This is a genomic window from Mesorhizobium sp. RIZ17, from assembly GCF_051127865.1.
Classification (GTDB): Bacteria; Pseudomonadota; Alphaproteobacteria; order Rhizobiales; family Rhizobiaceae; genus Mesorhizobium; species Mesorhizobium humile.
On the sequence record NZ_CP147861.1, the window covers coordinates 1,495,515 to 1,507,057 of the forward strand.

At 64.1% G+C, this 11,543-nt stretch carries 10 protein-coding genes; 5 read left to right on the forward strand and 5 right to left on the reverse strand.

Going from position 1 to position 11,543, the window contains the following annotated elements; translation table 11 throughout:
• Nucleotides 1–104: 104 nt before the first annotated feature.
• Both WDX12_RS07415 and WDX12_RS07420 read left to right on the forward strand, forming a co-directional pair.
• Nucleotides 105–1,292 carry an MFS transporter gene (locus WDX12_RS07415; RefSeq protein ID WP_434724418.1) on the forward strand — a complete coding sequence of 396 codons (1,188 nt, stop codon included), beginning with the start codon at nucleotides 105–107 and terminating at the stop codon, nucleotides 1,290–1,292.
• A gap of 34 nt (nucleotides 1,293–1,326) precedes the next feature.
• On the forward strand, nucleotides 1,327–2,361 hold the full coding sequence (locus WDX12_RS07420; protein ID WP_434724419.1) for an aldo/keto reductase: 1,035 nt from the start codon (nucleotides 1,327–1,329) through the stop codon (nucleotides 2,359–2,361).
• Between the two features lie 171 nt (nucleotides 2,362–2,532).
• On the opposite strand, the gene WDX12_RS07425 is transcribed toward WDX12_RS07420, so the two are convergent.
• Nucleotides 2,533–2,805 carry an usg protein gene (locus WDX12_RS07425; protein ID WP_320297565.1) on the reverse strand — a complete coding sequence of 91 codons (273 nt, stop codon included), beginning with the start codon at nucleotides 2,803–2,805 and terminating at the stop codon, nucleotides 2,533–2,535.
• A 303-nt stretch (nucleotides 2,806–3,108) separates the two neighbouring features.
• Here WDX12_RS07425 and acs point away from each other — a divergent pair, with 303 nt between their 5' ends.
• Together acs and WDX12_RS07435 are read left to right on the forward strand one after the other, a co-directional pair.
• On the forward strand, nucleotides 3,109–5,064 hold the full coding sequence (gene acs, locus WDX12_RS07430; RefSeq protein WP_434724420.1) for an acetate--CoA ligase: 1,956 nt from the start codon (nucleotides 3,109–3,111) through the stop codon (nucleotides 5,062–5,064).
• Complete coding sequence (locus WDX12_RS07435) at nucleotides 5,064–5,822, forward strand: MOSC domain-containing protein (RefSeq protein ID WP_434724421.1); 759 nt, start codon at nucleotides 5,064–5,066, stop codon at nucleotides 5,820–5,822. The genes acs and WDX12_RS07435 overlap by 1 nt, the downstream gene beginning before the upstream one ends.
• 12 nt (nucleotides 5,823–5,834) lie before the next feature.
• Here WDX12_RS07435 and WDX12_RS07440 read toward each other — a convergent pair whose 3' ends face one another.
• The 3 genes from WDX12_RS07440 to WDX12_RS07450 all read right to left on the reverse strand — a co-directional run bounded on the left by WDX12_RS07440 (nucleotide 5,835) and on the right by WDX12_RS07450 (nucleotide 10,195).
• Nucleotides 5,835–7,103, reverse strand: coding sequence for a class I SAM-dependent methyltransferase (locus WDX12_RS07440; protein ID WP_434724422.1), 1,269 nt, complete (start codon nucleotides 7,101–7,103; stop codon nucleotides 5,835–5,837).
• A 528-nt stretch (nucleotides 7,104–7,631) separates the two neighbouring features.
• Nucleotides 7,632–8,993 carry a VWA domain-containing protein gene (locus WDX12_RS07445; protein ID WP_434724423.1) on the reverse strand — a complete coding sequence of 454 codons (1,362 nt, stop codon included), beginning with the start codon at nucleotides 8,991–8,993 and terminating at the stop codon, nucleotides 7,632–7,634.
• Nucleotides 8,994–9,325: 332 nt separating this feature from the next.
• Entirely contained in the window at nucleotides 9,326–10,195 is an 870-nt protein-coding gene (locus tag WDX12_RS07450; protein WP_434724424.1) for a transglutaminase-like domain-containing protein, read from the reverse strand.
• A gap of 172 nt (nucleotides 10,196–10,367) precedes the next feature.
• Here WDX12_RS07450 and WDX12_RS07455 point away from each other — a divergent pair, with 172 nt between their 5' ends.
• A complete protein-coding gene (locus WDX12_RS07455; RefSeq protein ID WP_434724425.1) occupies nucleotides 10,368–11,033 on the forward strand; it encodes an HAD-IA family hydrolase in 666 nt (221 codons plus the stop codon).
• Between the two features lie 210 nt (nucleotides 11,034–11,243).
• On the opposite strand, the gene WDX12_RS07460 is transcribed toward WDX12_RS07455, so the two are convergent.
• Nucleotides 11,244–11,465, reverse strand: coding sequence for a DUF1674 domain-containing protein (locus tag WDX12_RS07460; RefSeq protein WP_434724426.1), 222 nt, complete (start codon nucleotides 11,463–11,465; stop codon nucleotides 11,244–11,246).
• Nucleotides 11,466–11,543 lie beyond the last annotated feature (78 nt).

Here is an 11,543-nt window from a genome sequence, read left to right on the forward strand (position 1 = left end):
CGATGCATGATCCCGAAAAGTGGGGAACCGGTTTTCGGCAAAGATCATGTTCCAACAAAAGGGGCGCGGGGACTGCGTCCACTCAGATCAACCGGACCACCGCCATGCCTCTTGCTCTTTATGCCCTTACCGCCGGCGCCTTCGGCATCGGCGTCACCGAATTCGTCATCATGGGCCTGCTGCTCGACGTCAGCGCCGATCTCGGCGTTTCGATCTCGGCGGCGGGCCTGCTCATTTCCGGCTATGCGCTGGGCGTCGTCGTCGGCGCGCCGCTGCTCGGCGCCTTGACCGGCCGCCTGCCGCGCAAGTCCTTGCTGCTTGCGCTCATGGTGGTCTTCACCGTCGGCAACCTCGCCTGCGCGCTGGCGCCCGACTACTGGACGCTGATGGCGGCGCGTGTGCTGACCGCCTTCGCCCACGCCTCCTTCTTCGGCGTCGGTTCCGTCGTCGCCACCAGCCTGGTCGCCCCGAACAGGAAGGCCTCGGCGATCGCGCTGATGTTCACCGGCCTCACCGTCGCCAACATCCTCGGCGTCCCCTTCGGCACCTGGCTCGGCCAGGCCTATGGCTGGCGTTCGAGCTTCCTGGCCGTCACGCTGGTCGGCGTCGTCGCCTTTGCCGTGATCGCGTTGCTGGTGCCGCGCGACGAGCCGGCCGCCACGGACGAGGAGGAAAGCTCCGAAGGCACGCTGGCCGTGCTCGCCCGCCGGCCGGTGCTGCTCGGCCTGTTGACCACGGTGCTGAGCTGGGTCGGCGTCTTTGCCGCCTTCACCTATCTGGCGCCGATCCTCACCCGCGTCACCGGCTTTTCCGAAGCCTCGGTGTCCCCGATCCTGCTTGTCTTCGGCGGCGGACTGGTCGCGGGCAACCTGCTTGGCGGACGCCTTGCCGACCGGCACCTGGTGCCGACGGTCGTCGGAACGCTGGTCGCGCTGTCGGCGGTGCTGTTCGTCATGACCGTGGCGATCCATCAGCCGATCGCGGCGATCGTCGCCGTCGGCCTGCTCGGTGCTGCCGCCTTCGCCACCGTCGCGCCGCTGCAGATGTGGGTGCTGGAGAAGGCCGAGGGCGCCGGCCAGGGCCTGGCGTCCTCCTTCAACATTGCCGCCTTCAATCTCGGCAACGCCATCGGCGCCTGGCTTGGCGGCTTCGTCATCGACCACGGCCCCGGCCTCGGCGCCGTCCCCCTCGTTGCCGGCCTGGTGCCGCTCGCCGCGCTCGGCGTGGTGCTTCTGGCGCTGCGCCTCGAACGCGGCCGCGCGATCGGCAAGCCGGTCACGGCGCAGTGCTGAGCGCTGATTCCTTCATCCAATCAGGAGAAAAAACATGGACTATCGACCTCTCGGCGCCTCGGGCCTGAAAGTGCCCGCCCTTTCCTTCGGCGCCGGAACCTTCGGCGGCTCCGGCCCGCTCTTCAGCCATTGGGGCAACAGCGACGCCAAGGAGGCGCGCCGGCTGGTCGACATCTGCCTGGAGGCGGGCGTCAACCTCTTCGACACAGCCGATGTCTATTCCAACGGCGCTTCGGAGGAAGTGCTTGGCGAGGCGATCAAAGGCCGCCGCGACGCGGTGCTGGTCTCGACCAAGACGTCCCTGCCGATGGGCGACGGCCCGGCCGACTGGGGCTCGTCGCGCTCGCGCCTGATCCGCTCCGTCGACGCGGCGCTGAAGCGCCTCGGCACCGACTATATCGATCTCTTACAGCTTCACGCTTTCGATGCCTCGACGCCGATCGAGGAGGTGCTGTCGGCGCTGGACGACCTCGTGCGCTCCGGCAAGCTGCGCTATGTCGGCGTCTCCAATTTCTCCGGCTGGCAGGTGATGAAGTCGCTCGGCCTGGCCGACAGGCACGGCTACCCGCGCTATGTCGCACATCAGGTCTATTATTCGCTGGTCGGCCGCGACTATGAATGGGAGCTGATGCCGCTCGGCCTCGACCAGGGCGTCGGCGCGCTGGTGTGGAGCCCGCTCGGCTGGGGCCGGCTGACCGGCAAGATCCGCCGCGGACAGCCCTTGCCGGAAAAGAGCCGGCTGCACGACACCGCCGATTTCGGCCCGCCGGTCGAGGACGAGCAGCTTTTCAAGGTGGTCGATGCGCTGGAAGCGGTCGCCGCCGAGACCGGCAAGACCGTGCCGCAGGTCGCCATCAACTGGCTCCTCCAGCGGCCGACCGTGTCGTCGGTGATCATCGGCGCGCGCAACGAGGAGCAGTTGCGGCAGAATCTCGGCGCCGTCGGTTGGGCGCTGACGCCTGAGCAGATCAAGGCGCTCGATGAAGCGAGTGCTGCGACGGCGCCCTACCCGTACTTCCCCTATCGGCGTCAGGAAGGTTTCGCCCGGCTGAACCCGCCGGCGGTGTGAGTGTGTTGCGACCGTCCCTATCGGTGCGGTCGCGAACGTATGCGATTAGCCGCGGCTCCTGAACTTCGTCATCCTCGGGTCTGCGCTCCGCTTCGCGTCGCTCCGCCCGTGGATGACGAAGTGATGGGCGTTTCCGCCAAACGTTCGACGTCCGGAGAGCCCTGCGACGCCTCAGTGCACCAGAAACTCCCCGTCCACCTTGCGCCACTCATTCGGCGCGATCAGCTTGTGATGCGTGTAGGTGACCGAATGCAGCGGGCCGTCGAGCCTAGTCTTCCAGAACTCGATGAAGCGGATCAGGACCGGGAACTTCGGCGCTATGTCGTAATCCTGCCAGACGAAGCTTTGCAGCAGGTGCGGGTGGTCCGGGTAGTGATAAAGGATCTTGGCCGTGGTCAGCCCGTATCCCCTGAGCATCAGGTCCATTTCGGAATTGTCGCGCATTGCGTTTCCTTGGTTGATTCTCCTTCCTCCCAACGCCGAATTGTGCGCACGGTTGCTTAACTGTCTATGGATTTTTTCGCCGTCCTTCAAAATTTTTCTCGTTAAAACAGGCAGTTAGCAGCCGCACAGCGAGACTGCTAATAGCGCGTAGGGTTGCCCCTGCGTCATCCCGCCGCGCGAATCCAACGTCTAATATTGCCGTCACGGCGGAACTGTTAATAATGCCCGCGAATTCGCGGCCGCTTCGCCGCGATACCGCCGGCGACCCAAGCCGGCGGAATGGTTCGGGAGGAAAGCTGAAAAATGTCCGATGTGCATGTCCACCGCGTCCAGCCGGCGTGGAAGAAGAACGCGTTGATCGACAACGATACTTATCTCAAATGGTATGCCGACAGCGTGAAGTCACCGGACAAGTTCTGGGGCAAGCACGGCAAGCGCATCGACTGGTTCAAGCCTTTCACCAAGGTCAAGAACACCTCCTTCAACGGCAAGGTCTCGATCAAGTGGTTCGAGGACGGGCTGACCAACGTCTCCTACAACTGCATCGACCGGCATCTGAAGAAGCGCGGCGACCAGACCGCGATCATCTGGGAAGGGGACAACCCTTACGACGACAAGAAGATCACCTACAACGAGCTCCACGCGCATGTCTGCCGGCTCGCCAATGTGATGAAGAAGCACGGCGTCAAGAAAGGCGACCGCGTCACCATCTACATGCCGATGATCCCGGAGGCCGCCTACGCGATGCTGGCCTGCACGCGCATCGGCGCCATCCATTCGATCGTCTTCGGCGGCTTTTCGCCGGATGCGCTGGCCGGTCGCATCGTCGATTGCGAATCGACCTTCGTCATCACCGCCGATGAAGGCCTGCGCGGCGGCAAGCCGATCCCGCTGAAGGACAACACCGACAAGGCCATCGACATCGCGGCCAGGCAGCATGTGATGGTCGACAAGGTCGTCGTGGTCCGCCGCACCGGCGGCAAGGTCGGCTGGGCGCCGGGCCGCGACGTCTGGTACCACGACGAGATCGCCACGGTGAAGGCCGACTGCAAGCCGGAGAAGATGAAAGCGGAAGACCCGCTTTTCATCCTCTACACCTCTGGTTCGACCGGCAAGCCGAAGGGCGTGCTGCATACCACGGCCGGCTATCTCGTCTATGCCTCGATGACGCACCAATATGTCTTCGACTACCATGACGGCGACATCTACTGGTGCACGGCCGATGTCGGCTGGGTCACCGGCCACAGCTACATCGTCTACGGGCCCTTGGCCAACGGCGCCACGACGCTGATGTTCGAGGGCGTGCCGAACTATCCCTCGCAGTCGCGCTTCTGGGATGTCATCGACAAGCACAAGGTCAACATCTTCTACACCGCGCCGACGGCGCTGCGCGCGCTGATGGGCGCCGGTGATTCCCATGTGAAGAAGACGTCGCGCAAGTCGCTGCGCGTGCTGGGTTCGGTCGGCGAACCGATCAATCCGGAAGCCTGGGAGTGGTATTACAACGTCGTCGGCAACGCCAAGGTGCCGATCGTCGACACCTGGTGGCAGACCGAGACCGGCGGCATCATGATCACGCCGCTGCCGGGCGCCACCGACCTCAAGGCCGGCTCCGCCACGCGGCCCTTCTTCGGCGTCCAGCCTGAGCTGGTCGACGGCGAAGGCAAGGTGCTGGACGGCGCCACCGACGGCAATCTCTGCATCACCGATTCCTGGCCGGGCCAGATGCGCACCGTCTATGGCGACCACGACCGCTTCGTGCAGACCTATTTCTCGACCTACAAGGGCAAGTACTTCACCGGCGACGGCTGCCGCCGCGACGCCGACGGCTATTACTGGATCACCGGCCGCGTCGACGACGTCATCAACGTCTCCGGCCACCGCATGGGAACGGCAGAGGTCGAATCGGCGCTGGTCAGCCACGACAAGGTCTCCGAGGCTGCCGTCGTCGGCTACCCGCATGACATCAAGGGCCAGGGCATCTACTGTTACGTGACGCTGATGGCCGGCGCCACGTCGAGCGAGGAGCTGCGCAAGGAACTCGTCGCGCATGTGCGCAAGGAGATCGGCGCCATCGCCACGCCCGACAAGATCCAGTTCGCGCCGGGCCTGCCCAAGACCCGCTCGGGCAAGATCATGCGCCGCATCCTGCGCAAGATCGCCGAGGATGATTTCGGCGCGCTCGGCGACACCTCGACGCTGGCCGATCCGGCCGTGGTCGACGACCTCGTCGCCAACCGGCAGAACAAGAAGGGCTGATGACCGGCGAGCTCGGCACCGTCAGCCAGCTCTGGCGCTATCCGGCGAGCTCGCTCGCCGGCGAGCGGCTGGATGTCATTTCCGTCGGGCTGAAGACCGTTGAGGGCGACCGGCTGTTCGGCCTGGTCGATGCCGACGGCGAGATCGCCAGGCCCGACCGCGAGGCGAGATGGCACAAGGTGCCGCTGATCCGCACCCGGCTGAGCGAAGCCCTGCCGAGCAAGGAATGGCGGCTCGACGTGGCCGTGCCCGGCGGCGACTGGCTGCCGGCGCCCGATCCTCGAAGCGACCGCGCCATATCCGCCTTTCTCGGCTTCGACGCCGCGATCCGGCCGTTCGGCGCGCCGAACGCCACGCCCTTCTATGCCGGCCCGCTGACCGAGGCCCGCTACACCAAGGCGCCGATCCACCTGCTCACCACCGCCTCGCTCGCCAGGCTGAAGGCACTGCATCCCGAGGGCACGCCCGATCCGCGCCGCTTCCGCCCCAACATCGTCGTCGACATGGACCCGGTCGAAGGCGCCTTTCCGGAGACGGAATGGATCGGCAGGAAACTGGCCGTCGGCGAATTGCTGCTCACCGTCTCCGAGCCTTGCCGCCGCTGCGGCTTCACCATCATCGCCCAGGACGGTTTCGACACCGATCCCGGCATCCTGCGCAACCTGGTGCGCCACAACGCCCACAATCTCGGCGTCTACTGCACCGTCGACCGGCCCGCGCGGATCGAAGTCGGCGCGCCGATGCGCTTGATGGATTGAAGCCGGCCGGACCTACCGATAAAGATCCGCCCGTGTCGGCGGTAGGCCGCTCGGGCCGCGGGCTCGCCTCGTGGCGACGGTCTGGAAAATCTGCGCCGAGGCGCGCTCGAAGGTGATCGAGCAGCCGGTCAGGTAGAGCAGCCAGAGCCGCGCCTTGGCCTCTCCCACCTCGGCGATCGCCTCGTCGAACCGCGCATGCAGGCGCTCCGCCCACAGCCTGCAGGTGCGGGCATAGTGCTCGCGCAGGTTCTCCACGTCGTAGACGAGGAATCCATGCGCCTCGAGATTGCCGAGCGTCATGCCGATCGTGTCGAGTTCGCCTCCGGGGAAGATGTATTTGATCAGCGCCTTGTATTCCGGCCCCTTGCGCAGCGTCTTCCTGATGTCGCCCTTGCTGCGCCTGGTGATGGCGTGGTGGAGATATATGCCGCCGGGCTTCAGCAAGCGGTGGACAGCCGAGAAGTAGGTGGCGTGGTTGGCGAGCCCCAGATGCTCGAACATGCCGATCGACGAGATCTTGTCGAATGTGCCCGACAGCTCGGCATAGGACTTTATCTCGATTGTGATGCGATCCTCCAGCCCCTCGGCGCGAATGCGCTCGCGGGCAAGGTCGGTCTGGGCTTGCGACAGCGAGACGCCGTGGCCGACGACGCCGTAATTCTTCGCCGCGTGAATGAGCATGGCGCCCCAGCCGCAACCGATGTCGAGCAGCCTTTCGCCCGGTTTTAGTCTCAGCTTGCGGCAGATGTGGTCGAGCTTGTCGACCTGCGCCTGGTCGATGCCGTTGGCGAAATCCCTGAAATAGCCGCAGCTGTAGACCATGCGCTCGTCGAGGAAGAGCCGGTAGAAATCATTCGAAATGTCATAATGATGCCGGATCGCCTCCTTGTTCGAGCCGCTGACGAAAGGCTTGCGGCCGGAAAGATCGCTGCGCGCCGTCATCTGCTTGCGCGAAAACAACACCATTGGCAGGTCGCGCAGGATTGCCAGCTTGGGCAGGGATTTGAGCTTCGTCTTGAGCTTGCCTTGCGACGGCAGGGCATAGAGATCGAACAGCGTCCCTTCTTCGATATCGACCGTCTTGGAAATCCACATCTCCACCAGGGTCGAGAAGGTCGGCCGCCGGACCAGCTGCCAGACAATGTCCTGGTCGTTGATGGCGAGCACCGGACCGCCAGGAGGCCCGATCCGCTCGCCGGTCCATAGCCTGACCGCAAAACCCGGCTTCAGCGTTTCGACAACCTTGCGTACGATCCGCGCGGCTCTGTCGGCGGCGTCCATTCCACCTCCCGTTATATAGCCTCCGCCCCATTCCCAGGCCGCACTGTCGTCCACCGGCCTGTGGACCGCAATCCCGATCTGTTGCGCAAAAGCACCGCAAGAGCAGGTTTCCCGGCTCGAAGCACGGCCATTCCGCCGCGTCATCTTGTCTTTCGTCGCGACACACCCCATCATCTGGATGTGTTCAACGAACTGAAAGGAGGTGATCCGATGTCGAGTGATTTCGTTTCCTATAACGTGAGCTCAGCGGATTGCACTTCCGGGAAGCAGTCTTCCCGTTAAGGCGCGAGACGCGCGGCAGGTAGCCCGAAGGGGCTGCCGCCAGGAGCCGCGTCATGGACGGAAACACGGAAGGCCGCCGGCTTCGTCAAGAAGCGGCGGCCTTTTCCTTTTGCGCTAAAGCATGTCTCCCGAAAGTGGGAACCGGTTTCGGGATAAAGACATGCGTAAAATCAAAAACCTAAAGCGCATGGAGCGAATCTGAAAGATCGCGACGCGCTTTAGCGCTGCAGGTCAGCGGTTTGGCCGCTATCTGGTCACCGTCAGCTTGTCGATGTTGCGCACGATATCCTGAAACGCCTGGTCGAGTTCGGCGCCATTGGCCGCCTGGTAGAAATGCTTGGCATTGCCGGTATCCGGGCTGGCGCAGGATTGCAGTGTCGACTTGGCGTTCTTCTCGGTAAGCGCGAAGCCGATGGTGAAGATCTCGATGCCCTGGTCGCGCATCGCCGCGCAGAGTGTCGTCGCAGCGGTTCGTGTCTGAACCTTGCCGGCGTCGTTATAGACCTGATCCGGGCCGCTGGCGTCGAAATAGGACAGGTTGAATTCGCCATCGGTCATCAGGATTACATATTTGGCGACCTTCTTCGGATCCATCTTGGCCGGCCGTTGCGAGGCGTTCATGACGCTGCCCCAGTTTTCCGAGAGCAAGTACCAAGCCCACTGGACGCCGATATGGCCGGCGGTGCCGCCCGAGGCCTCAAGGTCCTTGATAACATTGTTCAGAGCCGAAGCGTCTGTGGTCAGCGGCTGTATTGTCGCGACGGGACACGCTCGCGTGCGGCTGTCCCTGGCGAAATCCGACAGATACAGGTCGCGGTTGACCATGCTGACATCCGGGCCCGCATCCGAATACTGATAAGGGCCCTTGCGCTCGGTGGCGCAATTGTCCGGTCGCGTCGACGTGGAGACATATTTCGGGTCGCCATTGCCCGGCGCCAGCTTGCGGTCGCTGGCCTTGGTCTCGACAAAGACCGTGCTTGCGGCAAGCGATCCGGCATTGACCGAATTGGCGTAAGGGACGATCGCCACCCGCACCCGTGGCCGGGAGGCGTTCTGGCCGTCGAGGAACGAATCGACCGCGTTGCTAGCCGCTATCCTCAGGTCCTTGATCTTCTGGCCCGCCATGGAACCGGTGACGTCGAGCATCATCGCCACCTCGACCGTCTTGTCCGAATAGAGCGCGGTGGTCGAGGACTTAACCCGTTGCATGTCGCCGATGCTGAAGACCGGGAAGTAGAGGCTGACATCGGTGTGCACATCCGCCCTTACCGTGTTGGCTGTCCTGTCGACGGTGAGCTTGTCGAGCACGACCTGATTGGCCTGCAGGATGCCGGCCGCGCTGTTGGCGTCGAGGAATGCCTGCACCGTCTTGTTGGCGTCGGCCTCGGTGATGACGCCGAGGGTGAGATCCCGGGCCGTCGAGGTCACAGCGGCGTCGACGACGCCCTGCAAGCTCGACCTCGCATTGTAGAGCTGCGAGATATTGACCGCGAATCCCACCCCCAGCGCGAGGACCGATGCGGCAGCCCCGAACAGAACCGCGAAATTGCCTTGGCGATTGCGGGCAAAGCCGTCCACCCCACGAACGACGCCTCTGAACTGCCGCATCCCTTCCGCCTCCACTGCTTGCGGCACCGTGCCGCTCGACCGAGGCATTGCAGGATTTCGGCCAGACGCGGCCGGCAGCAGCGAGAAGACGCTTAACGGGAGGTTAATCCATTGTTTTTGCTGGCTTTCGGCAAATCCGAAGGTGAACGGAAAGTAAAGAAAAATGCGCTGACCAAGCGACGTTCATGAAGCGCTTACCATGGTGCCGGCGGCTGTTGCACCCGTTCCCGCTTCGGCACAAACGGGCTGTGCCGAAGCGGGTCAGCGGCAGCCATGAAACGGGTGCGGCGCAGGGCTGTTGAGATTCAGGCCAGGCCGGCATCGCCTGAATGTCAAAAGAGCATCTGCGCGCTGACCGTCCGATCGACGCCATGATGCGGAGGATTGAAGCGGTTGCCTTCCTGCTCGTAGGTCCAGACCTTGAACAGGGTGAGCCGGTGCGGACCGAAACTGTGCAGCAGCGGCACGTCGGTGGCGTCGCGGCCGCGCGCGATGACGACGCGGCCGATGCGCGGCCGGTTGTGGCGCGGATCGAACGTGTACCATTTGCCGTCGAGGAAGACTTCCATCCAGGCCGAGAAGTCCATCGGCGCCGGATCGGCCGGCACGCCGATATCGCCGAGATAGCCGTTCACGTAGCGCGCCGGAATGTTGATGCAGCGGCAAAGCGCGATCGCCAGATGCGCGAAATCGCGGCAGACGCCGACGCGCTCCTCATGCGCCTGGGCCGCCGTGCGCGTGGCGCGCGCATAGCCGTAGCCGAAGGAGAGCCGGCTGTTGACATAGTCGACGATTGCCTGGACGCGCGCCCAGCCGGGCGGCAGATGGCCGAAAAGCTGCCAGGCGATGTCGCTGAGGTGGTCGGTCTCGCAGTAGCGGCTGCCGAGCAGATAGACCAGCACATCGTCGGGCAATTCCGCCACCGGCGTTTCATGCGCCAGCGCATTGACTGCGTCGGTCTCGCCGCTGTCCTCGATCGCCGCGTCGTAGAGGATGCGGAAGCTTCCGGCGGGCGCCGTGAAGCGGCGGCAGATATTGCCGTGGCGGTCGCGATAGGTCCGGGTCGGCACCGAGGGCGAGGTCAGGACCCGCGTCTGCCGCTTGATGTCGGCATGCCGGTCAGGATGGATGTCGAGAAGCGAGATGATCGGCGTCACCGCCGCGCATTCGATGGCGATTTCATAGCCGAGCCGGATCAGCATCGGATGCCCCCTTGGTGATTTTGGAAAGACAGCCTGTTCAACGCCGCGAGCCGGAGCTGGTTCCAGTGCCCGAGTCGAAATGCCGGCGTCTCGCCTTCTCAGGCGGTGCTGCCCGGTCTAAACTGTGTTCTGCGTCTCGCACCTCCCCGAAAACGATTCTCCAGGACATCCGATGTTTGCAGGCTCAAAATTCGCCGCCTTCCTGTTCGACATGGACGGCACGGTGCTGAACTCGATCGCCGCCGCGGAACGGGTGTGGACGACATGGGCAAACCGGCATGGCCTCGATGTGGCGGCCTTCCTGCCCACGATCCATGGCAGGCGCGCGAGAGAGACGATCGCCGCGCTGAAGCTTCCGGGTGTCGATCCGCTGGCGGAGGCGGATTTGCTGCTCAAGGCCGAGGCGGACGATCTCGAAGGCATCGTCCCGATCTCCGGCGCCGTTGCGTTTTTGCAATCGCTGCCGCCGGAGCGCTGGGCGATCGTCACTTCGGCGCCGCGCGAGCTGGCGCTTCTGCGCATCGAGGCGGCCGGCATTCCGGCTCCCGCCGTGATGGTGACCGCCGAGGACGTGACCCATGGCAAGCCGGCGCCGGACTGCTTCCTTCTGGCGGCAAGGCGTCTCGACGTCGAGGCGCGCGACTGCCTGGTCTTCGAGGACGCGCCGGCGGGCATCGCGGCAGGCGAGGCTTCCGGCGCATCGGTGATGGTGATCAGCGCCACGCATGTCCACCCGATGGTCACGCCGCACCCGGCAATCCGCTCCTATGACGAGATCGGCATTGCGACGGACGACAGTGGTTTCATCGTTCTGTCGCCCACCCAGGCGGCGGCCTAAGGATGTGTTGAGATTCAGGTCAGGCCGAGTCGAGAACGACGGATTCCGAGAACCGGCCTACGCCGGCCGTAGCCTTTCATAGAACGTAAACACGTATGAGGGCTTCGGCCGGCGAAGGCCGGAGCGGAGCGTACTTAAAGTACGTGAGCACCGGAAGCGCAGGAAGCCGCCGTTCGCAGGCCGGCCTCACCTGAATGTCAGCACGTCCGGCTAGAAGTCGCTGGTCAGGCCCTTTACCTCCCAGTCGCCATAGCGGCCGGGTTCCTTGCCGCCGCGGCCGCCGATCTCTTTCGGCAATTGCGCTTCCGCCGCTCGATACTTTTGACGACGGGCTTCGGCTTCTGCCAGCGCGCGCTGCGCTTCCGGCGTCAGCGCCTTTTGCGGCTTTTCGCCCGCGTCCGCGGCTTCGGTTTTGCCTGGCTCTTCGATCATGCGATAAGTCCTTGCCGATTGAAACGGGAGCGGCCGTTTCCCATCATATAGCCATGAAACCGAGAGGATCGACTCCTA

Coding starts and splice junctions, on each gene's coding strand:
- WDX12_RS07435 (WP_434724421.1), top strand. CDS start 5,064: ATGACCGGCGAGCTCGGCACCGTCAGCCAGCTCTGGCGCTATCCGGCG.
- WDX12_RS07415 (WP_434724418.1), top strand. CDS start 105: ATGCCTCTTGCTCTTTATGCCCTTACCGCCGGCGCCTTCGGCATCGGC.
- WDX12_RS07460 (WP_434724426.1), bottom strand. CDS start 11,465: ATGATCGAAGAGCCAGGCAAAACCGAAGCCGCGGACGCGGGCGAAAAG.
- WDX12_RS07440 (WP_434724422.1), bottom strand. CDS start 7,103: ATGGACGCCGCCGACAGAGCCGCGCGGATCGTACGCAAGGTTGTCGAA.
- acs (WP_434724420.1), top strand. CDS start 3,109: ATGTCCGATGTGCATGTCCACCGCGTCCAGCCGGCGTGGAAGAAGAAC.
- WDX12_RS07450 (WP_434724424.1), bottom strand. CDS start 10,195: ATGCTGATCCGGCTCGGCTATGAAATCGCCATCGAATGCGCGGCGGTG.
- WDX12_RS07455 (WP_434724425.1), top strand. CDS start 10,368: ATGTTTGCAGGCTCAAAATTCGCCGCCTTCCTGTTCGACATGGACGGC.
- WDX12_RS07420 (WP_434724419.1), top strand. CDS start 1,327: ATGGACTATCGACCTCTCGGCGCCTCGGGCCTGAAAGTGCCCGCCCTT.
- WDX12_RS07425 (WP_320297565.1), bottom strand. CDS start 2,805: ATGCGCGACAATTCCGAAATGGACCTGATGCTCAGGGGATACGGGCTG.
- WDX12_RS07445 (WP_434724423.1), bottom strand. CDS start 8,993: ATGCGGCAGTTCAGAGGCGTCGTTCGTGGGGTGGACGGCTTTGCCCGC.